The 24,176-nt window shown below is 49.0% G+C and carries 20 protein-coding genes; 15 read left to right on the forward strand and 5 right to left on the reverse strand.

Annotation, left to right across the window (positions count from 1 at the left end; all coding sequences use genetic code 11):
- Position 1 precedes the first annotated feature (1 nt).
- Together MH144_RS22160 and dnaI are read left to right on the forward strand one after the other, a co-directional pair.
- Positions 2 to 2,785: an alpha-mannosidase gene (locus tag MH144_RS22160; protein ID WP_239304203.1), complete on the forward strand. Its 2,784-nt coding sequence runs from the start codon at positions 2 to 4 to the stop codon at positions 2,783 to 2,785.
- Positions 2,786 to 3,014: 229 nt separating this feature from the next.
- Positions 3,015 to 3,965, forward strand: a complete 951-nt coding sequence (gene dnaI / locus MH144_RS22165) for a primosomal protein DnaI (RefSeq protein ID WP_154896395.1) — start codon at positions 3,015 to 3,017, stop codon at positions 3,963 to 3,965.
- Between the two features lie 96 nt (positions 3,966 to 4,061).
- On the opposite strand, the gene MH144_RS22170 is transcribed toward dnaI, so the two are convergent.
- Positions 4,062 to 4,217: a YqzM family protein gene (locus tag MH144_RS22170; protein WP_095292061.1), complete on the reverse strand. Its 156-nt coding sequence runs from the start codon at positions 4,215 to 4,217 to the stop codon at positions 4,062 to 4,064.
- Positions 4,218 to 4,481: 264 nt separating this feature from the next.
- On the opposite strand from MH144_RS22170, the gene trxA reads away from it, so the two are divergent.
- Positions 4,482 to 4,799: a thioredoxin gene (gene trxA, locus MH144_RS22175; protein WP_183525180.1), complete on the forward strand. Its 318-nt coding sequence runs from the start codon at positions 4,482 to 4,484 to the stop codon at positions 4,797 to 4,799.
- Positions 4,800 to 5,083: 284 nt separating this feature from the next.
- A complete protein-coding gene (gene uvrC / locus MH144_RS22180) occupies positions 5,084 to 7,171 on the forward strand; it encodes an excinuclease ABC subunit UvrC (protein WP_239304205.1) in 2,088 nt (695 codons plus the stop codon).
- On the opposite strand, the gene MH144_RS22185 is transcribed toward uvrC, so the two are convergent.
- The gene (locus MH144_RS22185; RefSeq protein ID WP_239304207.1) at positions 7,140 to 8,837 is read right to left on the reverse strand and encodes a CPBP family intramembrane glutamic endopeptidase; all 1,698 of its coding nucleotides are present in this window, start codon (positions 8,835 to 8,837) and stop codon (positions 7,140 to 7,142) included. The two genes, uvrC and MH144_RS22185, sit on opposite strands and share 32 nt — an antisense overlap.
- Positions 8,838 to 9,300: 463 nt before the next feature.
- On the opposite strand from MH144_RS22185, the gene MH144_RS22190 reads away from it, so the two are divergent.
- Both MH144_RS22190 and MH144_RS22195 read left to right on the forward strand, forming a co-directional pair.
- On the forward strand, positions 9,301 to 10,641 hold the full coding sequence (locus MH144_RS22190; RefSeq protein WP_239304371.1) for a TrkH family potassium uptake protein: 1,341 nt from the start codon (positions 9,301 to 9,303) through the stop codon (positions 10,639 to 10,641).
- Positions 10,642 to 10,657: 16 nt separating this feature from the next.
- Entirely contained in the window at positions 10,658 to 11,329 is a 672-nt protein-coding gene (locus MH144_RS22195) for a potassium channel family protein (protein WP_095292055.1), read from the forward strand.
- A 54-nt stretch (positions 11,330 to 11,383) separates the two neighbouring features.
- On the opposite strand, the gene MH144_RS22200 is transcribed toward MH144_RS22195, so the two are convergent.
- On the reverse strand, positions 11,384 to 12,307 hold the full coding sequence (locus MH144_RS22200) for a LysR family transcriptional regulator (protein ID WP_239304209.1): 924 nt from the start codon (positions 12,305 to 12,307) through the stop codon (positions 11,384 to 11,386).
- 294 nt (positions 12,308 to 12,601) lie between these two features.
- Here MH144_RS22200 and MH144_RS22205 point away from each other — a divergent pair, with 294 nt between their 5' ends.
- From MH144_RS22205 to MH144_RS22230, 6 genes are all read left to right on the forward strand, one after another.
- Positions 12,602 to 13,270, forward strand: coding sequence for a succinate dehydrogenase cytochrome b558 subunit (locus MH144_RS22205; RefSeq protein ID WP_239304373.1), 669 nt, complete (start codon positions 12,602 to 12,604; stop codon positions 13,268 to 13,270).
- Between the two features lie 41 nt (positions 13,271 to 13,311).
- Entirely contained in the window at positions 13,312 to 15,054 is a 1,743-nt protein-coding gene (sdhA, locus tag MH144_RS22210; protein WP_239304211.1) for a succinate dehydrogenase flavoprotein subunit, read from the forward strand.
- A 364-nt stretch (positions 15,055 to 15,418) separates the two neighbouring features.
- Positions 15,419 to 16,183, forward strand: coding sequence for a succinate dehydrogenase iron-sulfur subunit (sdhB, locus tag MH144_RS22215; RefSeq protein ID WP_239304213.1), 765 nt, complete (start codon positions 15,419 to 15,421; stop codon positions 16,181 to 16,183).
- 177 nt (positions 16,184 to 16,360) lie between these two features.
- The gene (locus MH144_RS22220; RefSeq protein WP_239304215.1) at positions 16,361 to 17,308 is read left to right on the forward strand and encodes a metallophosphoesterase; all 948 of its coding nucleotides are present in this window, start codon (positions 16,361 to 16,363) and stop codon (positions 17,306 to 17,308) included.
- A 20-nt stretch (positions 17,309 to 17,328) separates the two neighbouring features.
- The gene (locus tag MH144_RS22225; protein WP_239304216.1) at positions 17,329 to 18,078 is read left to right on the forward strand and encodes a metallophosphoesterase family protein; all 750 of its coding nucleotides are present in this window, start codon (positions 17,329 to 17,331) and stop codon (positions 18,076 to 18,078) included.
- Positions 18,079 to 18,216: 138 nt separating this feature from the next.
- Positions 18,217 to 18,828, forward strand: a complete 612-nt coding sequence (locus MH144_RS22230) for a GNAT family N-acetyltransferase (protein WP_239304218.1) — start codon at positions 18,217 to 18,219, stop codon at positions 18,826 to 18,828.
- A gap of 265 nt (positions 18,829 to 19,093) precedes the next feature.
- On the opposite strand, the gene MH144_RS22235 is transcribed toward MH144_RS22230, so the two are convergent.
- Both MH144_RS22235 and MH144_RS22240 read right to left on the reverse strand, forming a co-directional pair.
- Complete coding sequence (locus MH144_RS22235; protein WP_239304220.1) at positions 19,094 to 19,903, reverse strand: histidinol-phosphatase; 810 nt, start codon at positions 19,901 to 19,903, stop codon at positions 19,094 to 19,096.
- 31 nt (positions 19,904 to 19,934) lie between these two features.
- Positions 19,935 to 20,837 carry a LysR family transcriptional regulator gene (locus MH144_RS22240; protein ID WP_127538953.1) on the reverse strand — a complete coding sequence of 301 codons (903 nt, stop codon included), beginning with the start codon at positions 20,835 to 20,837 and terminating at the stop codon, positions 19,935 to 19,937.
- Positions 20,838 to 21,296: 459 nt separating this feature from the next.
- On the opposite strand from MH144_RS22240, the gene MH144_RS22245 reads away from it, so the two are divergent.
- The 3 genes from MH144_RS22245 (at position 21,297) to MH144_RS22255 (ending at position 24,170) form a co-directional block, all read left to right on the forward strand.
- Positions 21,297 to 21,755 (forward strand): chemotaxis protein CheX, encoded by a 459-nt coding sequence (locus MH144_RS22245; RefSeq protein WP_095292039.1) that lies wholly within the window; start codon positions 21,297 to 21,299, stop codon positions 21,753 to 21,755.
- Between the two features lie 55 nt (positions 21,756 to 21,810).
- A complete protein-coding gene (locus tag MH144_RS22250) occupies positions 21,811 to 22,584 on the forward strand; it encodes an SDR family NAD(P)-dependent oxidoreductase (protein ID WP_239304222.1) in 774 nt (257 codons plus the stop codon).
- A 212-nt stretch (positions 22,585 to 22,796) separates the two neighbouring features.
- Positions 22,797 to 24,170: a DEAD/DEAH box helicase gene (locus MH144_RS22255; RefSeq protein ID WP_239304224.1), complete on the forward strand. Its 1,374-nt coding sequence runs from the start codon at positions 22,797 to 22,799 to the stop codon at positions 24,168 to 24,170.
- The last annotated feature ends 6 nt before the right edge of the window (positions 24,171 to 24,176 follow it).

The following is a 24,176-nucleotide window of genomic DNA, read 5'->3' on the forward strand; positions in this document are numbered from 1 at the left end:
CATGACGGAACAAAAGGATAAACAGAAAACCAAAAGAGCCCATATCATTTCGCATACCCACTGGGATCGGGAATGGTACCTGCCTTATGAGAAGCATCATATGCGGCTCGTTCAACTGGTGGATTCACTGCTAGATGAGCTCGACGAGGGAGCGGACTACAAAAGCTTTTACCTGGATGGACAAACGATCATCATCGACGATTATCTTCAGGTTCGCCCGGAGCAAAAGGAGCGGCTGGAGAAGCATATCCGAAATGGCCGGATCGTGATTGGGCCTTGGTATATACTGCAGGATGCATTTCTTACCAGTGGTGAAGCCAATGTGCGCAATATGCAGGTTGGGCATCGGGATGCGAAGCGTTACGGCACACCATCCAAGATCGGTTATTTTCCCGATACGTTCGGGCTGGTTGGACAGACGCCGCAGCTCATGCTGCAATCTGGCATCGATAACGTCTTTTTTGGAAGAGGCGTGAAACCTACAGGCTTCAATAATACTGTATCGGATGCAGGATACGAATCCAGCTTCTCAGAGCTCATGTGGGAAGGGCCGGATGGATCGAAAGTGCTGGGGGTGCTATTTGCCAACTGGTACTCCAATGGTAACGAAATTCCGGTAGATGAGGCTTCAGCCCGCAAGTTCTGGAAAACCAAACTGGCAGATGCCGAGAAATATGCCTCGACCAATGAGCTGTTGTACATGAACGGATGTGATCACCAGCCTATTCAACGGGATTTGCCTGAGGCGATCCGAATGGCGGAGCAATTACATCCTGACATTGAATTCGTTCACTCCAACTTTCCGGATTATCTGACGGCCCTGAAAGAATCGGCAGAACATGAGTTGTCCACGGTAAAAGGAGAGCTGCGCAGCCAGCGTACCGATGGCTGGGGGACCCTGGTGAACACCGCTTCGGCACGGGTTTATCTGAAACAGATGAACCAGCTTGGTCAAGCCATGCTTGAAAAGGTGGCTGAGCCACTGGCGTCCTACGCCCATCTCCTTGGACATGCTTATCCGCATGATCAACTGACATATGCCTGGAAAACGCTGATGCAGAACCATCCGCATGACAGCATTTGCGGCTGCAGTGTGGATGAGGTTCACCGTGAGATGGTCACACGATTCGAGAAGAGCCGTCACGTCGCTGAAGCGATGATTGAAGAGAGCACAAGTCAGATTGCTGCTTCGGTGGATACATCAATCTTTGCCAGCTATGGTGAAGATGCGCGGCCACTAATCACGTTCAATACGACAGGCTGGGAGCGCAGCGGCGTTGTTCAGATCGAACTGGACGCAGCTCGTATCTACTTCCGTGATGGAATGTCATTAGAGGATATGGCTGCCCAAATGAACAACGTAGACCTGTCCGGTCGTGTCCTCGTTGATGAAAAAGGAGCGAACGTTCCGTGTACAGTAGAAGATCTGGGCCTGCAGTTCGGGTATGATCTGCCGGATGACCGATTCCGTCAGCCGTACAGCTGCCGCCGGGTCAAAATTACATTTGAAGCGGAGAACGTGCCAGCGCTTGGATTGAAGGCATATGGCTGGGTTCGCAGTGAAGCTCAGGATGATTCTGTCTCGAATGGCTTGGCATTGCGCAGTGGGGAACGCGGCATGGAAAATGAATATGTTGCCGTTACAATCGCAGATAATGGCTCCTTTACACTGAAGGATAAACGCACAGGACGTACGTACCAAGACCTTGGCGTGTACGAAAATGTTGGGGATATCGGTAACGAGTATATGTTCAAGCAGCCGGAGAACGAAGTAGCCTTGACTACGAAAGAATCAACAGCCGACATACGGATCATTGAAGATACGCCGTACCGTGCTTCCTACGAAATCGTACATGATTGGGAAATTCCTGCTTCGGCGGATGAGATGCTGGATCGTGAACAACGTGAGCTCATCTATTACCCGTATCGCAAGGCACAGCGTTCCAAACAGACCACTACACTGCGTATTCGTACGATTCTGTCGTTAAGCCGCAGCGGAAAAGGAGTTCAAGTACAAACCACCTTTAACAATCAGGCGAAGGATCACCGTGTACGTGCCCTGTTCCCAACCGATCTGGCGACTGCTGTTCACCGTGTGGATTCCATGTTTGAGATTGCTACTCGTGATAATGTGCCCGCACCAGAGTGGCAAAATCCAAGCAATACACAGCATCAGCAAAGTTTTGTGGATGTGAGTGAAGAACACGCTGGACTGGTCGTAGCCAATCTGGGACTGAATGAATATGAAGTCCTTCAGGATGGGCGCAATACGATAGCCGTAACGCTGCTCCGTGCGGTAGGAGAGCTTGGGGACTGGGGGTTGTTCCCGACACCGGAAGCACAATGTCTGGGAGAGCATTCGTTCCAGATGGAGATCATTCCGCATGATGGAAGCGGCGCATCATCAGATGCATACATCGAGGCTTACCAGTTCCAGGTTCCATGGACGCTGGTTCAAACGGATGTTCACTCAGGTACGCTGTCATCAACGCATACGCCATTTGCATGGCAAGGAGAAGGTATGGCATTCTCCTCACTGAAAGTGAATGAGGAATCAGGTGATCTGATGATGCGCTGGTATAATATGAAGCCGGACACATCTCTGCTGAGTCTGGCTGCGACCGAATTGAATACGAATGAAGAAGCATACAAGAGCAATATTCTGGAGGAGAAGGGCGAGAAACTCGCATCCTCTTCAGGTGTTTCCTCTAATCTATCCAGCGGCAAAGCATGGTCCATCCCGGCAGGACCTTGCGAGATTGTTACTGTGGGGCTCCGTCGTTAAAGGGATCATCCTGAGAGCAGGCAGGCACTGTCATCCATACCATTCGTGATACGATGTGTCACGAAGGAGATCGTTATTTCCAGCCGGAATATGTTGAGTTATGCCCCAAGTTTCTATAGAATGAACAATAGAATTGCAATCGATCGAAGGAACCTTTGCCATCATCATGGTCATTGGTGAAATTCAGGTGGTTCATTCTATATTGAATACATTAAGGGGGCTTGAAGCCATGGAATCCTTGGGAGGACTGCTTCAGCAGCTTAATCCTTCCTTTCGTGAGCAGTCGCGGCGAATTGCGGCGGAGTTAATGGATGATCCGTACGTACGCGAATTCCGAGCAGGTCACCCGGAACTGAAAGATGCACAGCTCATGACCGATCTGAGCAAGCTGTATCAGTATGCCCGAGATTCGAAAAACTGTGCGAATTGTCCGGGGCTGGATAACTGTCCTAACGATTTCCAGGGTCACTTTTGCAAACTGGAAGTAGAGCATTTTAACGGTAAACCCGAAATTATAGATAAAAAAGCTCCGTGTTCCAAACATATTGCCAGGCAAAATGAGCATGTGATCAAGAAGAGAATCCGCAGCTTCTATGTGGACGAGCGTGCGCTTAGTGCAGGGTATAACGATGTGGAAATTATGGGCAAGGACCGGATGCGGGCTCCGGCGGTAAACCAGGTTCTGCGTTATATTAGTGACACGAAGGAGAATGGGCTATCTCCGCAAGGACTGTTTCTCGAGGGATCATTTGGAACAGGCAAGACGTTTCTGATGTGCTATCTATTACACGAATTAGCCGTCGCGGGATACACAGGGGTCATTATCTACATGCCTGACTTTGTGGAGGATCTGAAATCCATGATCACGGATGGGCAGAAGCTGAAGGAAACGACAGATATACTCAAAAGCTGTGACCTGCTCATTTTCGATGATATTGGCGCAGAGAATCTGAATCCTTGGGTTCGGGATCATGTGATGGGTTCCATTTTGAACTACCGCATGAATCGGAAACCGACGTTCTACACGTCCAACTACAATCTGGATGGGCTGGAGAAGCATCTCAGCTTTACGAGCAGAGATGGCGAGGAGATGAACAAGGGGCAGCGTCTGATGGACCGCATTCGTCCGTTTGTCGACGTCGTTTCTGTTCGTGGAGAGAATCAGCGAGGTAAGCGATAATCCGTATATTTACATGGTAAGTAGTCCACAAAAAAGCCTGGTTTTCGCGGTGGTCGCGGAAACCGGGCTTTTTTGGTCCTGCGCGGGCCTGACATCCTATTCGGTCAGGAATTTGAAGATGACCATGCCGAAGAAGATGACTGTCATCAGGCCACCCATGCCGGCAACACCCGCAATCAGATCGAATAGATCGTTACGGGGCTCCTCGTTGACATGTTCACGCGGGTCGCTGATCCGCACATTTGCGTCCATGGTATTGCCTCCTTATGTGGATCAACAGCTTGCCCTTCCAGGGAGCTGAAGCCCGGAGTAATTTTAGTATACTTGGAAAAGAAAGCGTTTGTAAAGATTTAGCAGCAATCGTGTCAAGATGACCAATTGTGAAGATTTGATGGTGGAGAGATGAACATTACACGTTCATTTCACAAGTTTAGATATCCTGTGTTATACTGGAAGTGTCGTTCACGACGTTACAGGTTAAAATAAACCGTAAGTATATATAAGGAGGACAATTTCATGGCTATTGTTAACGTATCCGATCAATCCTTTAACACTGAAGTCGAAGGAGAAGGAACGGTTCTTGTTGATTTCTGGGCGCCTTGGTGCGGTCCTTGCAAAATGCTCGCTCCAATCCTGGAAGAGCTGTCCACCGAAGTTGGCGATGCAGTGAAAATTGCCAAAGTCAACGTTGACGAAAATCCGGAATCCGCTTCCCGCTTCGGCGTAATGAGCATTCCGACATTGATCTTCTTCAAAGACGGCCAACCGGTTGATAAAGTGGTTGGATTGAACTCGAAAGAAGCACTCAAAGGAATCATTGAGAAACACCAATAATTCACTAGGCTAACAGATACGCCTCCGGTTTATGCGCCGGGGGCGTTTTGCGTCGAATATCTTTTTATAGGACAATATAAAAGTAATCATTATTTTCACTTATAATGTAGAGTACAGAACCGATTCGAAGAAGCGAAGCGCTCGCATTTATCACCGGATTTCCCCATGCTAATGGAATCAAAGAAATCTGGGGATAACGGCGATCGGAGAACGGTACTGTAATCGGAATGGTCTAGTGTAACCGTTGATTATTACTTTTTTCGGAAGGGAGGACCCACCGAATTATGGATGAATTCATAAATGTTCTGCAAGAACAGGAGCAGGCCCTGGAGCAGATACGGCATAAGCTTGCGTTGCTGCCCGATATGCCTGGCTGTTATTTGATGAAAAACAGTGAAGGTACCATTATCTATGTAGGTAAGGCCAAAGTGCTGAAAAACCGTGTACGCTCTTATTTTATTGGTAGTCATAACGGGAAGACGCAGCGTCTGGTATCCGAAATCCGCGATTTTGAATACATTGTGACGGGCAGCAATATGGAAGCACTCATCCTGGAGTGTAACCTGATCAAAAAACACATGCCGCGTTATAACGTCTTGCTCAAGGACGACAAAACCTTTCCTTATCTTAAAATTACGAATGAAAAGCATCCCCGGCTCGAAGTGACCCGGCGTGTGCTGAAAGATAAAGCCAAGTACTTCGGACCCTATCCGAACTCGTACGCGGCACACCAAACGAAAAAGCTGCTCGATCGCATGTATCCGCTGCGTAAATGCGGCGTGATGCCGAAGGAAGTTTGCCTGTATTACCACATGGGACAGTGTCTCGCTCCCTGTGTGAAGGAAGTAGGCAAGGAGCAATATGACCAGATTTCCCAAGAAATCGGTTCATTCCTGAGCGGAGGTCACGAAGAAATCAAGAAGGATCTCCAGCGCAAAATGCAGGAAGCCGCAGAGGATCTGTATTTCGAACGTGCCAAGGAACTGCGGGACCAGGTCATAGCCATTGATGCCATGATGGAGAAACAGAAAATTACGATGGCGGATGCCAGAGACCGTGATGTGTTTGGATTCGCCATTGATAAGGGCTGGATGTGCGTCCAGATTCTATATATGCGTCAGGGGAAAATGATCGAGCGCCATGTCTCGACGTTTCCGTTTTATGGCGAAGCGTACAGTGACTTTATGTCCTACGTGACACAGTATTATAGCGATAATCCGGCGCTGCCGCAGGAGATCTTGCTGCCTGAAATTCCGAAAGAACTGGTCGCTGGAGAACAGTCGGACAATGCTGAAGTTCCCGCTACGGATGTGCCGGCGGCTGTGGCATTGGAATCGGATCCATTGTCATCAGCATTGAATGATGTGTCTACTGAACCACAAGTTGCGGAATCCCGTGCAGCTTATGGGGAAAACGATGCTCCTGAAGAGGCTAAAGCAGAAACGGCAATGGCTCAGGATGTGTCCGATCCACAGGAGAATGCTACTGAGGATACGAACCGTCCTGGATTGGAAGACCCGTTCCAGGCTGCAGCGGCTCTGCAGGAGTGGCTGGAGATCAAGGTCCACATCCCGCAGCGCGGGTTGAAACGCCAAATGATCACCATGGCTGTGGATAACGCACGTGTGGCCTTGGAAGAGAAATTCCGTCTGATTGAGCGTAACGAAGAACGTACGTCCAAAGCATCTGAGGGTCTTGGTCGCTGGATCGGTCTGGATCAACTGCGCCGGATCGAGGCATTTGATAACTCCAACATTCAGGGAACCAACCCGGTATCGGCGATGATTGTATTTACCGATGGCAAGCCGGACAAGAAAGAATATCGTAAATATAAGGTTCGTTCAGTAGAAGGACCGGATGATTACGAAACGATGCGGGAAGTCATCCGCAGACGCTACGAGCGGGTATTGAAGGAAAACCTGACTCAGCCTGACCTGATCGTTGTGGATGGCGGGAAAGGGCAGATTTCGGCCGCTGTGGATATATTGGAGAATGAACTGGGATTGTTTATCCCCGTGTGTGGTCTGGTGAAAGACGCCAAACACAAAACTTCTCAGCTCATGATTGGCAATCCGCCGGAAGTCATTTCACTGCCGCGGGACAGCCAGGAGTTTTATCTGCTTCAACGTATTCAGGAAGAGGTTCACCGCTTTGCCATTTCGTTTCACCGGGAACAGCGCGGTAAGTCCATGGTCACTTCACGTCTGGATTCCATTCCTGGCATTGGCGAGAAGCGTCGAAAACTGCTGCTGAAGCATTTTGGTTCTTTACGCAAAATAAAAGAGGCCAGCGTCGAAGACTTCCGGCCTCTATCTATCGGTGATAAACTAGCTAATCAAATTATTGCAGCACTTCGGGATGAGGAGTCGTAACATACGACTTCTCTTTTTTTTGCGGATTCCATTTGTAAATCACATACCCAACGATGGCTGGAAGCACAATCCAGAAGATCCCTGCGGAGATATTCAGCGCGTCACCCATAAAGATCAGGCTGAGTCCCATCAGCAGGCTGTCGAAGATGACATGGCTGAACACAACGGCGATAAAGCCGTGGCGCAGCATAACCAGACTGAACAGCAAACCGATGACCATGAGCTCTATGGGACGTGTGATGACCGGATAGATTGGATAAAGTGTATGTCCAAGTGCCCAGATCAGTGTTGGAATCAGACAGGCAATGAAGGTATTGCGTACGATTTTTTGCATCATGCGGATCCCGAACAGCCGATACACCGTTTCCTCACCAATGCCGGCCATCCAGGCCATGATGGGAAAGATCCATGCGTATGACATGTTGTAAGTCGACTGGTCTGCCGAGGTGGTAGACCAACTTCCTATGCTTCGTTCCAGAATGAAGAACAGGATGGATTGAACGCCTAGCAAGATGAACGCCCACAGGTACCCTGCATACATGCTGTGAAGGACATATTTGCCGTATCCGGGCTCTTTCGCGCGCGGCCAAGGATTCAGTCCGATTTTGCGCCACATGCCGTCACCTGCAACGAGTGAGAGGTAGATCGTGGCACTCATGACCAACGTAATCCCGGTCTGCATGAGCATCAGGAAGGCCAGCATGAAGCTGGACAGGCCCTGTGCCTGAAACAGTGGAATCATGTTTAGCGTACCAATTACGGATGCAGCGAAGTACACTAGTGACAGAATAATCCCACGTTTAAATGAAGTATGGGCCCGGGTGAGAATACTGTAGATAATCGCCAGCACACCAAGCACGAATGTCAGAAATGCATATCCTCCATAAGTCATCCAGTTGGCTTGGCGAGTTTGATCCTGTACATAATTGATATGCTCGTCTGGAACGGAGAAGACAGATTCGAAGGAGCGGACCGTTCCGTTTTCAAAGGTGAAATTCAGCTCCAGCTTGGAATCGCCGATCTGCTTATCGGCATCCGTGTAGGTTAATCCACCTTCACCTTCTCGGGTATCCAGCTGAAGGTTTGGGGCGTCATAGCCGAATTCAGCAAGAATTCCGGAGGCTAGCTGTTCCTTTTCATCCAATGGGATATTGCCCTCGGCGAGCTGAATCGTGGCATTGCGTTTGCTCTTGTCCTGCTCAACCTCAGCAGATGCATACAGGGAAGAAGGGAGTTCCCGTTTGAAACCAACAACTTTACCAGTTCTCATATGTACGTCCACATTCAAATAACCGCTGTTGTCCTCATCAGGTAAACGAACGCGAAACACATCGTAGGGATAGGTTGCTTCCCATTTTTGATTATACGAATCGAGCTGTTTGGTTTTGGCCATGTATCCATAGATATCGGAATGGGTCTGATAGGTGACCAGTGTCTTACCGTTATCCGAAGGAAGGGTGTAGTCGGCCAAGGAGGCTGCAAATGATCTTGCGGATTGGGTTGCCTGTTCCTTGCTTATAAAAGGTGTAGACTGAATATCCGTGGTTTGTGATGAAGTAGCAGGGAAGATCTGAAAGACAAAAAACAAAATCAGGCCAATCGCCGCCAGCAACCCTAAACGCTTGAAGTTAGCTTTGAGTACCAAAGGCTGCCCTAAGGGGTTCATGTAATGGTGTTCCTCCTTTATTAATTTGGATATTAAAGTAAAGATAGCACAGGCCGAACCCTGAATGCCAATGATGAAACGAAAAGGCGTGCAAATCCCTGAAAATGAATGAAAATGATCGAATGAATCTGATCCGTTCATTGATATATCTGAGTTTTTCCCTTTTTGCCGGAATTCGATCCTATTTACACAAAAATCGTTTTGTCTGCAAAAGCCGCAGCGCTTATAATTTTGAAACAAATGTGCAATATTTGCATGTCTTTAGCCTTGCAAGGGAACGAATAAGAGGATTCCAACCTTAATGCATATGTGGTTATGACTACAATCATACATGTTTATATGCTCCGATCGGAGACTTATCCAAGATTTAGTGCGTTGGCCCTTGTGCCAAGGATAAGTGATTCGGAGAAAGGCTCCACATCGTGGGGTCATTTTCTTTTTGGCAGAGGTGGATGATACACAAGTGAAACTGAATAATCAATGGGTGCGGCTATCGCCCCCACGTATTCTTGTACTGGGATTTGCGGGAATCATCCTGCTCGGAACATTGCTTCTCATGCTTCCGGTTTCCAGCCGCAGCGGGGACAGTCTTCCCTTTATTGATGCATTATTTACCGCTACATCGGCGGTCTGTGTTACCGGTTTGGTTGTTGTGGATACAGGGACTCACTTTTCCGTACTGGGTCAGGTGATCATTGCTATTCTGATTCAGATTGGTGGTCTTGGCTTCATGACCATGTCCACGCTGGTGGCCATTGCGTTCAAGCGGCGGATCTCCCTGCGGGAACGATTGATTTTGCAGGAAGCGATGAACCAGAACACGATGGAAGGTATTGTGCGGCTAATCCGAAAGGTCGTGGCCTACTCTCTCATTTTGGAAGCCGTATGCGGCACGCTTTTTGCTATCCGCTGGTCATTCGATATGCCAGTCGGACAGGCCATATATTATGGATACTGGCATGCCATCTCCATGTTTAATAACGCAGGATTTGATATGTTTGGTGATTTCCGGAGTTTGACCGGGTATGTCTATGATCCGCTTGTGAATTTTACGGCCATGTTTTTGATTGTGGCTGGAGGCATTGGCTTTGTGGTTTTATCCGATCTGGTGGATTATCGTAAAACGCGCAAACTTTCGCTTCATTCCAAGGTAGTGCTGCTAACCACAGGCTTGCTGATTGGATTCGGTGCGCTGGTCATTTTTGTGTTTGAATACAGCAATCCACAGACATTGGGCAGCTTGAACTGGGGAGGTAAGATTCTCGGTTCGTTCTTTCAGTCGGTAACCCCGCGAACGGCAGGAGCTAACACCCTGGATATTGCCGGTCTCAGACAGGCAACGCAGTTTTTCATCATTATTTTAATGTTTATCGGGGCTTCTCCAGGTTCCACCGGAGGCGGGATCAAAACGACAACGTTTATCATCATGGTTGGAGCTGTCATCGCGATGATGCGCGGCAGAGAAGATATTGTTTTTTTCAGATATCGGCTGGAACAGGAACGTATCTTCAAGGCATTAACGGTTACGCTTCTTGCGCTGCTGTTGATCATTGCAGTCACCATGCTGCTCACCATGACGGAAGATAGCGGTTTTCTCATGATTTTATTTGAAACGACATCGGCCTTTTCTACCGTTGGATTGTCGATGGGATTGACGTTGAAGCTGACCACATTCGGAAAGCTCATGATCTGTTTCATGATGTTTGCGGGGCGGCTTGGACCAATTACGCTAGCGTATGCACTTGGACAGAAAAAGGGTAAAGAACTGTATAAGTATCCTGAAGGAAAAATGATTATTGGATAGGGGTTCGTGAAGAACAATGAAAAGACAGCAGTTTGCGGTAATTGGGTTGGGGCGCTTCGGCTCGAGTCTGGCACAGGAATTAATGGAACTTGGCTACGAGGTGCTTGGTATTGATAAAAATGAAGAGGTCGTCGAAGACATGAGCGAACTGGTCACTCACGCGGTTGTGGCGGATGCTACGGATGAGGAAGTGCTGCGCTCACTGGGAATCCGTAATTTCGACTGCGGCATTGTGGCCATCGGTGACGATATTCAGACCAGCATTCTTACCGCAATCCTGTTGAAGGAACTGGGCGTGAAAACGGTCGTTGCCAAGGCAATATCCGTCTTGCATGGGCGAGCTCTGGATAAGCTGGGCATTGATCGCGTCGTTTATCCGGAACGGGACATGGGCATTCGGGTGGCCCATCAGCTCGTCACCCCGAATCTGCTGGACTACATTGAACTTTCCAATGATTACAGCATTGTGGAAATGAAAGTACCGGCATGTCTGCATAATACAACGCTGTCCAGTCTGAACGCCCGTGTACGCTTCGGCTGCAGTATTGTGGCGCTGCAGAAGGAGACCGGAGTCATTATCGCTCCGACTGCACTGGACTCGCTTCAGATGGGCGACATCATGGTCATTATCGGAATGAATGATGATATCGACCGGTTCGAACAAGAGGTAATCAGCCAGGAGGGCTAATCCAATCCTGGCGTTCAGCCAAGGGTAGGCGAAGATAAAGTTCATTTGTATTTATTAAGGCGTCGTAGTCCTTCTGGAGGGCAGCGGCGCCTTTGCTGTAAAGAGCGCTGCAGTTTCTTTGACCCACTGTCTGGACGTTTCGCTGAGATCTTCCTTGTCCCCGTAGATCATGCAGGTGGTCCGGCGGGTCTGCTGCAGCTGGGGCAGATACACGGAGACCAGGTCATTGTCTGCAAGCAGCTGGGGTCGGAGATAGGACTTGGGCAGCAGCGCAGCAGCCTTGCAGGTGGGCAGGAGGCGGACGATGGCTTCAAACGAATCAATCTCCATGCGAATATCCGGCATGACGGCACAGCGCTGAAACAGATCGTCTGTCAGCTTACGATACCAGGTGCCTTTGGAAAAGGTGATCATGGGCAGATCCTGCAAGTGCTCCATCCCGGCCTCTTTGCCGGACAAAGGGTGCGTAAGCGGCACAACCAGCTCCAGGTGATCATCGAAGAGAGGGACACAGTTCAGCCCGGCTTCATTAATGGAAGAGGCAACAATGCCGACGTCCGCCTTTTTGTCCCGGACGAAGGAAACGATCTCATGTGTTTTCCCAGTCACGAGCTTGATCTCGGCATTGGGGTGTTTCTCCATGAAAGCATTGACCAATGGGGGGAGCGTGGTCTGAAGTGTAGTCAGGGACGCTCCAAGCGTAATGGTGCTTTGTTCCTCGTCCTTATACTGGGCAAGCATGGTCAGAAACTTCTGCTGCTGCTGCTTTTGTTCCACAGCGAACGTGTAGGCAAGTTGGCCGACACTGGTCAATTCAAGACGTTTGCCTCGGCGGTGAAAAAGCGATACCCCCAGTTCATCCTCCAGTTTCGCAATTTTGCGCGAGAGGGCAGGCTGAGACAGATTCAGCAATTTGGATGCACGATTCAGACTCGATTGCTCCACGACTGCCGCAAATGCATTTAAATCCTCGAACATAAACACTAACCTCTTTTCCATGGGGTGTGATTGTTGTCCTTGATAAATCGTTTTCAATGCGATATGCCTGCCTGTCCGATGTTTCAGCTCTTATACCTATAGGTTATAACATTTAATAATTATATTGCAATTCCATTATAAGAAAAAAAGGAGTAACATGAATTGTGACACAAGTTGTTCACACCTGATGAAAACGGAACAATTTGTCGAACCTTTCCATGGGAAAGGTTTGTGTCATGATAAGTGAATTATTTTATGAAAACGTTGTATTTAGCGAAAGGGGAACGACATTTTATGAAAGGGTTTTACTCCAGAAAGCTGCACTCCTTGCTTGGCGTCATCCCGCTCAGTTTGTTTTTTCTTGAGCACCTGGTGACGAACTTCTCGGCAGTTGAAGGCGGCAAAGAAGCTTTTGACGGTGCTGTTGCATTCCTGAACAGTCTGCCTCTCGTTATTGTTTTGGAAACGCTTCTCATCTGGTTGCCGTTGTTCTATCACGGTGTATACGGTCTGTACATTGCCTACCAGGCCAAGCCTAATGTGGGACGTTACGGCAATGAACGCAACTGGCGCTACACATTGCAGCGGATCAGTGGTGTCATTACGTTTGTTTTCGTAATTTGGCACGTTTGGGAGACTCGCGTGCAGGTTGCATTGGGTAATGTAACGCACGAAGAACTTGGCGGTGTCATTCATGACGTCGTGATGAACCCGGTAACGTTTATTTTATATCTGATCAGTGTGGTTGCAGCCTCCTACCACTTTGCTAACGGCTTATGGTCGTTCCTGGTTAGCTGGGGGATTACCGTTGGACCGCGTGCGCAGCGTGTATCTTCTTATGTGTGCATGAGTCTGTTCGGTATTGTGGCTATTATGTTCATCGCTTCGTTGTTTGCTTTCCGGAGCATTGATTTCCAGACGGCAACAACGATGCTTGATACGATTAAGACAGTTCTGATTTAAGCATTTGTGATAAATGCTGACTTATAAGGGAGTGAACAGCAATGGCATCATCTAATGTAATTATTGTGGGCGGAGGTCTCGCGGGCTTGATGGCGGCGATCAAATCGGCTGAGGCCGGAGTCCATGTTCATTTATTTTCATTGGTTCCCGTCAAAAGATCCCACTCCGTATGCGCCCAGGGCGGTATTAACGGAGCGGTAAACACCAAGGGGGAGGGTGACTCCCCATGGGTTCACTTTGACGATACCGTGTATGGCGGCGACTTCCTTGCGAACCAGCCACCAGTTAAAGCCATGTGTGAAGCAGCACCTGGTATTATCCACCTGATGGACCGGATGGGCGTTATGTTCAACCGAACACCGGAAGGTTTGCTTGATTTCCGCCGTTTCGGGGGCACAAAGCATCACCGTACGGCATTTGCCGGAGCAACGACAGGACAACAATTGCTCTATGCATTGGATGAGCAGGTTCGTCGCTGGGAAGCAGCGGGTCTCGTTACGAAATATGAGAACTGGGAGTTCCTGCAGGCAGTTGTAGATGATGAAGGTATCTGCCGCGGAATCGTGGCACAGGACCTGAAAACGATGAAGGTGCAGACGTTCCCTGCTGAAGCAGTTATTCTCGCCAGCGGCGGCCCTGGTATCATTTTCGGTAAAACAACAAACTCCGTTATCAATACAGGTACAGCTGCAAGTGCGGTGTACCAGCAAGGCGTTAACTACGCCAACGGGGAATTCATTCAGATTCACCCGACAGCCATTCCAGGAGATGACAAGCTTCGTCTGATGTCCGAATCGGCACGTGGTGAAGGCGGCCGGATCTGGACTTACAAAGACGGTAAGCCATGGTACTTCCTTGAAGAGAAGTATCCTTCCTACGGTAACCTCGTTCCTCGTGATATCGCAACGCGTGAAATCTTCAGCGTTTGTGTGGATATGGGACTTGGGGTTAACGGTGAGAACATGGTTTACCTCGACCTGTCTCACAAGGATCCGAAGGAGCTGGATGTTAAGCTCGGCGGTATCATTGAAATTTATGAGAAGTTCATGGGTGATGACCCACGTAAAATCCCGATGAAAATCTTCCCGGCTGTTCACTATTCCATGGGCGGCATGTGGGTGGATTACAATCAAATGACCAACATTCCCGGCCTGTTCGCCGCTGGTGAATGTGAATATCAATACCACGGTGCAAACCGTCTGGGTGCGAACTCACTGGTATCGGCCATTTATGGCGGTATGGTGGCTGGTCCAAAAGCGGTGGAATACATCAAGGGACTCAAAAAATCGTCCGCAGATATTAATTCTTCCGTATTTGATGGCTACACCAAACGCCAAAGCGATAAATACGAAAGCATCATGAAAATGCAAGGCAGTGAAAATGCCTATGTCATTCACAAAGAGCTTGGCGAGTGGATGACAGCGAACATGACGGTTGTACGCTATAACGATAAACTTGAAGCCACCATCGGCAAAATCAAGGAATTGAAAGAGCGTTACGGCAAAATCAACATGTACGATACATCCGGCTGGAATAACCCGGGTGCAGCCTTCACACGTCAGCTGTGGAACATGCTTGAACTTGCTGAAGCGATGACACTCGGCGCACTGCTGCGTAACGAAAGCCGCGGGGCACACTACAAACCGGAATTTACGGAGCGTAACGATGAGGAGTTCCTGAAAACGACCATCGCCAGCTGGTCGAAGGAAGGCCCGCAAATCTCGTACGAGCCTGTTGACGTATCTCTGATCCCGCCACGGATCCGGGACTATTCGAAGGATTAAGTTAAGTGGGATAGATTTCAATTTATAAGTTTAAAGTTAAATGTCTATAAGGATAGCCCGAAAGATACTGAAGAAGCGAAGCACTCGCTAAGCTTTATAGGTTGACTAAAGCAACCCAGAATGAATTATTGCTATTTTCAGTAAAGAGACTCAGCAGCACGACGTAGCAGAGGAAGCGGAAATGACCTGAAGAAGCGTAGCGTCCGCCTTTGAAACTCCATTTTATCCGATAAATAATTCATTCACTAAAATGGAGGAGCAACAGCGGTCGGAAGGACATTCCGCTGACGGAGCGTCACCGTGCATACAACATCTCTTTACGCATCAGCAATCAATCATCGTCACCAAAGGAGGGGACAACGATATGGCGGAACAAGCTACAGCGAACAAAACCGTCAAGTTTATCATCACCCGTCAGGACAGTCCGGAGTCGTCTTCGTACAACGAAGAATTTGAACTTCCGTACCGTCCCGGCATGAACGTTATTAGTGCCCTGATGGAGATTCAGCGGAACCCGGTCAACAAAGACGGCAAGTCCATTGCCCCTGTCTGCTGGGAATCGAACTGTCTCGAAGAAGTCTGTGGAGCATGCTCCATGGTGATCAACGGTAAGCCACGTCAAGCTTGTGCTGCCCTGATCGATAAGCTGGAACAGCCGGTTCGAATCGAACCGATGAAAACATTCCCGGTTGTTCGTGACCTGGTCATCGACCGTAACCGGATGTTTAATGCCCTGAAACGGGTTAAAGCCTGGATTCCGATTGATGGTACCTATGACCTCGGTCCAGGTCCACGGATGCCGGAGAAGAAACGTCAATGGGCTTACGAGCTCTCCAAGTGCATGACATGTGGTGTGTGTCTGGAAGCTTGTCCTAACGTGAATGAAAAAACAGACTTTATCGGCCCGGCAGCAATTTCCCAAGTCCGCCTGTTCAATGCTCACCCAACAGGGGAGATGAACGCTGAGGATCGTTTGGAAGCCCTGATGGAAGATGGAGGAATCGAGGGCTGCGGTAACTCGCAGAACTGTGTGCGCTCTTGTCCTAAAGGCATTCCGCTGACAACTTCCATCGCGGAAATGAACAAACAAACAACCAAGCATATGTTCAAACGCTGGTTGGGCGTATAGTATCGAGGATATCTCTTGCAGATGTGGAATCTGCAAAATTAGAAGAAGTCGTGACCTTCAGCAGCATGCTGCCGAAGATCACGGCTTCTTTTTCTTAGGCTGCGAAGGAACCGGGCTCGTCATGCAGAATATGGTATACTATAGAGATGCATGTAGAGCGGAGAAGGAGGGGAAGACATGGCAGAGACACCGCGGAAGGGCAGCTCATGGCCACCGTCCCGGCGCTCAGACGCTGGACCCGAGCAAGGGTCCATTTTTCCCGGTGAGGAGAAGGATCACGATCCCTCCCGGCGCAGTTTCCTGTTACGGATGATTGTGATGACGGCAGGTGCAGCCCTGTTCACAGGGGGATATGCATGGCTCTGGGAGCCGCGCCGTCTGGAAGTGAAGCAAGTACCCTTGGAACTGCCCGGATTCCCGCAGGCATTCGATGGGCTGCGTGTTGTACAGTTTAGCGATGCACACCTCGGCTTTCATACCGGTTTGAAGGAAATGGAGAAGCTGGCCGAGACCATACAGGAGCAAACACCGGATCTGATCTGTTTTACCGGAGATATGGTGGAACGGGAAGCCGAACCGATGCGGGAGTGTATACCCGTGCTGGCATCCATGAAGGCCAAGTATGGCAAATTCGCCGTATTGGGGAATCATGATTACCGGGGCAGACAGCAGAAGCAAGTGGAGGCCATGTTCAAGGAAGCCGGCTTCACGCTACTTCGCAACAGTCATGCTGTCATTAACCAAGGAAACGAGCAAATCGCGGTGACCGGTCTGGATGATGCTCTTACAAGCCAGCCGAATCCCTTGGAAGCAATCGAAGGTTTGGACACCGATACATGGAAACTACTGCTGATGCACGAGCCGGATTATGCCGATATGGCGGAACAGTTTGGATTTGGACTACAGTTATCCGGTCATAGCCATGGCGGGCAGGTTCGTTTCCCTTGGATTGGAGCAGTCACGACGCCGCGAGGTTCACGCAAGTATATTCAAGGGTTATATTATGCAGGCAAGGCACGTATGCCTGTCTATGTGAATCGCGGTTTTGGCATGACCCAGCTGCCGATTCGTTTTCTGTGCAGACCGGAATTGACCGTTTTTGAATTAAAGGGAACACGAACATAGCGAACGAGGAGGTTGGCCAGATGGAACGAATTGCGATTGTATCCGATATTCATGGCAACATGACAGCTTGGGAAGCTGTACTCAGAGATATCCGGAGTCGCGGGATTGAGCGTATCTTTTGTCTGGGCGACCTCGTGGGCAAAGGTCCGGATCCGGTGCAGGTGGTGGATCAGGTGAGAGAGACGTGTGAATACGTGATCCGTGGCAATTGGGATGAGCTGGTTGCGGTGAATCAGGATAATGAGAATTTTACTTGGCAGGCGGCACGATTGGGAGCAGAACGGCTCGCATACTTAAAGAGCCTTCCCTTCAGCCATCAATTTGAACTTAGTGGGCGCACCATTCGTTTGGTGCACGCCTCGCCGCAGAGTGTCTATCACCGGGTGCAGCCATGGGACGAGATGGAGAAGAGAATAGCCATGTTTGATGCTCCGGCAGATCATCCGGCTCTTGGTGAAGCAGATATCGTGGGATATGGAGATGTGCATAATGCTTACTTGCAGCATTTTAACGGGAAAATGTTGTTTAATGCCGGAAGTGTAGGTAATCCTCTCGATATGACCCAAGCTTCTTACTGCATCCTTGAGGGAGAGAGTGGCCGTGATCGAAACAAGGCCTTCAACCTTCAATTTGTCCGGGTTCCCTATGATATCGAGCGTGAAGTGCTGGCTGCACAGCAAGCCAAAGTACCTTCATTGGATTTTTACATCCGGGAGATACGTACGGGGATCTATCGCGGACTGCAGGAACAGAGCCCGACCGAGGAATAAATAATGACAATGAATCGACATACTAACGTTTAAATACCAATACCGGAGTGTTATCCATCAATTTCACATGAGCCGGATCATCCCAGAGCTTGCTTGTCTTACCGGACCAGAACCCGATAGACAAAAGGAGCGATTGCCATGCTGACCCGAAAAATGCTGGGCCAAGGACTTCCTCTGTTATGGACAGACCGACTGCTGCTTCGATCTTTGCGTCAGAGTGATTTCAGCACATTATCGGAACTGTTTTCCGATCCGCAAGTCATTCAATATGTGAATAGGGGAGGCCAGCCAACGCCAATTCGTGCCCGGCGACTCCTGAATCAGATCCGGAGCAGCAGTTCGAAGCTGGATTCGCTGCATTACGGCATCTGCTGGAAAGGCAGGGAGCCGATCATCGGCATCACGTCTTTTCAGCATTGGAATGAGCAGAGTGGCACGGCCCAGATTGGCTATATTCTGAACAGATCCTGCTGGGGCATGGGCGTAGCGACCGAAGCGGTACAGCGACTGCTGCACTTTGGTTTTACGGAGCTGAATCTTCAAAAAGTGGAAGCGCGCTGCTATGAAGCCAATCTATCATCCGAACGGGTGCTTCGCAAAAGCGGGATGTCTTACGAACGTACTCTTCCTTCATTTGGATGGAGTCAGGAGGATGGCCAAACACAAGACACTCTACTCGACGTCAAAGTCTATGCTTTATATCGGGAAGAGCATGTACGATTACAAGAGCATAAAACCCTGCAAACCTAGGTATCCAACAAGCAAAAATAACATAGAATAAAATAGCAAAACCAGTTGAATCGAACTTCAATCATTTGTTACACAATTGAAATATAGCTGCAATTGAACTCTAACAGACAGCGGGTAAACTTATCTCATGACCCCCTTTTTGATAAATAGATATGCTGTTGGGACCCGCCCGCGAGCGGGTTCATTTTTTTTGACCATAAAGAAAAACCCTACGATAGGGATGATCCCGTATACAGAGGGTTTCAAGCTTGTTATTCTGTTGTCGTTACAGGGGAACAATCTGCATCTGTTTCTGTTTAAAATAAACCCATTCCGTAAAGCCGATCTCTTTCAGGCGAGTCTGAACGTCTTCCAACTCGTCCGCTACGCGAGAAGGCTTGTGCGCATCGGATCCGAAGGTCACCTTCACTCCATAATGATTGGCTCTCTCCAAAATGGCATCAGAGGGGTACCAGCCGCCGCTTAGCTTCGTTTTGCCGGAGGTGTTGATCTCAATAGCTACGCCCGCCTCCGCAATAACCTGCAGGGTTTCATCAATGGCATGATCGGCAACAATCTCGGAGAATGCAGGATAATTACCTTTCATGGCATCAATATGTCCAAGAATCTGGAACATGCCACTCCGGGCAGACTGTGAAATCAATGAATAGTAGCGTTCCTTCACTTCGATTTTCCGTGCTTCGCTGAGTCCCTTCCACCGGGTTTTATTGAAAATGCTGACATCCTCCGTGTGGTGAACCGAACCAATAATATAGTCAAAAGGATGCTGTGCCAGCGTACTGCGATACAACTCGGCATGGAGAGGGAAATAATCGGATTCGATGCCAAGCAGCACGTCAATTTTCCCTGCGTATTCCTCTTTCAGTGCAAGCACCTCTTCCACATAATGGCGCAATTCGGACTTGGCCATCGCAATGCGGGGGAATGCTTGCTCTTCCTTACTGGCGAAATAGGGTGTGTGATCGGAGATTCCAATAGCCTGAAGACCAGCCTGAATGCCAGCTTCGATGTATTCCCGAATGTTGCCATCCGCATGACCACAGCGGAAATGATGCGTATGAAGATCGAATTTCATGAAAGATCCTTCCTTTCTCCTGCCTTGTTTGTCATTCCGAACTGATAAATTGAGTTTCCGGCATGCCTTTCAGGTCACTCAGGAATTGATGCATGGCCGAATTAAGATAACGACTGGATTTGTAAATGACGCCTACCGGATGACTAACCTCAAGTTCACTTAGCGGAATCATCCGAAGAGTGCCCTGACGCAGTTCATGTGCGACGGATTGCTTGGATATCACGGCCGCTCCGAGGTTGATCTCGACCATCCGTTTGACTTCCTCACTGCTCGACAATTCCATCACAATATTGGGCTCAATGCCATGTTTTTTGAAAATGCCTTCCGTAAACCGTCTGCCGACCGTATCGGGCGACAGCATAATCAGAGGGGTACTGCGCAGCACATCCACCGCGGCATGCTTCTGCTTCGCAAGGGGATGAGCAGGAGACACAACAAGTTCAAACGTGTCGTAATACAGAACAGAGGTGTTCAGATTGGGATTGCGCTCGGTGAGATACCCGATACCAACGTCAATCAGCCCATTTTCGACCTGCGTGTAGATCTGTGAGGAAGGCAGGGACTGAATGCTGGTTTTGATCAATGGGAACTGATCCTGGAAGTAGGATAGCACCCGGGGGAGAATCTGAATCGCAATGGAGGTTGTCGTGCCCAGTACGATATGGCCTTGAGGCGTTTCATCGAGATCGGACAGCTTCTGTTTCAATTCGTCTACGATATCTAGCATGCGCTCGGCATGCTCCAAAAACACTTGTCCGCGATCGGTTAAAGTAACAGGTTGGTTGCGATCTACAAGAACGGTGTTGAATTCATCCTCCAGACTTTTAATCTGGGCGGAAACGGCAGGCTGGGTTAGGTTCAGAAGTTCTCCCGCTTTGCGGAAACTCATCGTTTTAGAGATCGTAATCAGCGTCTCCAGTTGGCTGATATTCATGTATGGCCTCCTTGCGGGTAAGATGTCGTGTCATGGAGTGTTCCTGTAAGGAATGGAATCCCGTAACTTTTTTTGGGTTTGTTATTTTAAATTATAGGTGATTCGAGACGGCAGGGCAATGAAGGGCACACGTGGAGTTTAAGGAGAATACATGAGCGTCAATTAAACTTAATATCAAGATTTTTATAAAAATTACATTTGTTAAAACTCAGTAAAAAAGTCCTAAATCTCAATGCTCTCTTAATTGAATCAAAAGTCTTCCTACAAAAGGAGTGCAGAGCACTGTTATTTCGTCAAAAACAGCTATAAACTATTGCCCCGCGCATGACGATAAATTATAGTACACATGTCTTACCGAATTCATGGTGAATTCTTGTACGTGATAAAGTATAATAAAATTATTGAATATGGGACTTTTGGTATGTGACCAATAACCCAGTGTAAGGGGGACATTAGACAGTGAAAGCGGAAGTGATTAATCCTTTCCTGGAATCCGCACGCAACGTATTCGAACAACTCATCCAGGTTTCGCCTTCCACCGGGAGTCTTGGCGTGAAGAACGTAGAGTACATAGCAGACCATGTTTGGATCGTGATCGGAATGACCGGCCAGCTGAGCGGAAACATTGTTTTCGGAATTCAGGAACAAGTTGCACTGCGAATTGTCTCCGCCATGATGGGCGGTTTTGTAATTACCGAAATGGATGAAATGAGTAAAAGCGCCATCTCGGAACTGGGCAACATGATTAGCGGCAATGCGAGCACGATCCTGTCCAACCAGGGTGTCGTGGTGGACATCACGCCTCCGCAAGTGTTGAAGTCCGAACATTTGACTGAATTTAATGCAACGAAGGCATTGAGCATTCCTCTGCTGATGGACGGAATTGGTGAGATGGATATTCAGGTAATGATCTCGTAGAATAGAACCATAGCCTGAACAGGCGAGTGTGTTCAATACGGGAGGAACTTCGGGTATGCTGAAAGATCAGGTTGTATTCATCACAGGTGCGTCGAGCGGAATTGGTGCGCTCTGTGCACAGATGTTGATTGAAGAAGGAGCTATTCCCATTCTTGCTGCCCGATCTCGGGACAAGCTTGAACAGATTGGTGCTTCATTAAAAGGACCGCATGAGCTGCTTACGCTGGATGTAACCGATGATGAGCAGGTACAGGCAGCGTTTAACATGATGCTGGAGAAGTATGGGCGAATTGATATTTTGCTGAACAATGCAGGTTACGGCACATTTGCCGCTATGTCGGAGATGACGGTGCAGGAATTCGAAGATATGATGGACGTCAATTATATGGGAATTGTGCGCTGTACCAAGGCAGTGCTGCCGCATATGCTGGAGCGTGGCAAGGGACAGATCGTGAATGTGGCCTCCATGGCGGGCAAAATCGGGACTGCAAAATCGGCTTCCTATACAGCAACCAAGCATGCCGTACTTGGATTCAGCAATGCCTTGCGTCAGGAGCTGCGCAAGACCGGAGTGACAGTTACTACTATTAACCCGGGTCCCATTGATACGCCGTTTTTTCATCGTGCCGATCCTTCCGGAAACTACGTTAACAATGTGCGCTGGATGATGCTGAAACCGGAAGACGTTGCAGGGCATATGATCCGGGCGATGAAGAGACGCAAGGAAGAAGTGAATCTGCCACGACTCGCTTCGGCTGGCATATGGCTGTATCAGCTGTTTCCGCGGCTCGCTGACCGGCTGTCGCATGGAGTCATGAACCAGAAGTAGAAATGCAGCAACCTGAGCATCATATAGGGAATAAGAGAAAAGCTCCGCCGAGGGGCTTTTCTTTTTTTGCGCGCAAGCACAGGATTACCGAATAAGATTTGGTCCACAGCCTTTTTTCGCATATAATGAAAGATAATGTGATGACAGGCTTATGCTCCAGAAGTACAAGCAGGAAATAGCATCGTAAGAATAAATTTAAAGGATGGACATACATGACGAATCAAACATTTGCTTCAATTGGTGTGGCACAGGATCTGGAGGCTCTGCTCGCTTCGCACGGGATTAACGAACCTTCTCCGGTACAGGCTCAGACCATACCCATTATTTTGGAAGGCCGCGATGTGGTTGCGAAATCCCAGACGGGTACAGGCAAAACGCTTGCTTATCTTCTGCCATTGCTGCAATCCATCAAAAGTGATGTCAAAGGTACACAAAAGCTAATTATAGCGCCTACCCAAGAACTGGCCATGCAGATCGTGCGCGAAGCACAGCGCTATGGAGAAGGACGCAGCATCGGCGTACTTGGCCTCATTGGAGGCGCAGCTGTCAAACGCCAGATTGAGAAATTGCGTGAGCATCCTGAACTGGTTGTGGGCACGCCTGGACGACTGAAAGAACTGATTACGCTGAAAAAACTGAAAATGCACAACGTTTCCACGATTGTCATTGATGAAGCTGACCAGGTATTTCAGCTTGGTGGTGTGAGTGATGTAGATTTTGTGCTGCGCAGCGCGCTTCGGGACCGTCAGCTGATCTTCCTGTCAGCAACCATTGATGAGCATACCTCCGGACTTGCCAAGCGTGAGATGAAGGAACCTGTTCAGATCGGAATTGAACCGGACCGGGCAACGGCCGCAGGACTGGAACACTATTATTTTGTGGAAGAGACCCGCAACAAAATCGATATGCTGCGCCGTCTGGTCAGACAGTATAACCCTGATCGTGCCATCGTGTTTGTGAACGCTACGGAAGACATCGGTGAGGTAGAGGCCAAAATGAACCATCTGGGCCTGTCTGCGGCTGCATTGTACGGTGATGCGGACAAGGTAACGCGGAGCAACGTACTTTCTGCGTTTCGCAATGGCAAAATCAAATTGCTGATTGCCAGTGAAGTCGCGGCAAGAGGATTGGATATTGAAGGTTTGCCAATGGTTATCAATTATGACCCCGCTTTTGACTCGGAGTACTATGTTCACCGTGCGGGACGCACAGGACGAATGGGACGCAGCGGAATTGTGCTGTCCATCGTGGATGAAACGCAAATCTTCATCATGCGCAAATTCGCGCGTGAACTTGGCATTGAATTGACGGAACGCGTTTTGTTCGGCGGCAAAGTGCTTGAAGCTGATCCACGTCCGGACACCCGGCCTGAAGGTCATTCTTTCTCAAGAAAACCGGGATCGTCCCGAGACCGCAAACCAGGTCAGGCAGGCCGTAATGGCGGAGCAAGAGCTGCTGTTTCGAATCAGCGTACAGCAGACAGCAAGCCTGCCCGGAATGCTGGAAGAACAGAGCGGGATCAGGATCGTAAAAATAAGGGTGCACCCAAATGGAGCAAGGGAAACACACCGCGTTCCGAAGAATAAAACCTG

The organism is Paenibacillus sp. ACRRY (assembly GCF_022346995.1).
Lineage (GTDB): Bacteria > Bacillota > Bacilli > Paenibacillales > Paenibacillaceae > Paenibacillus.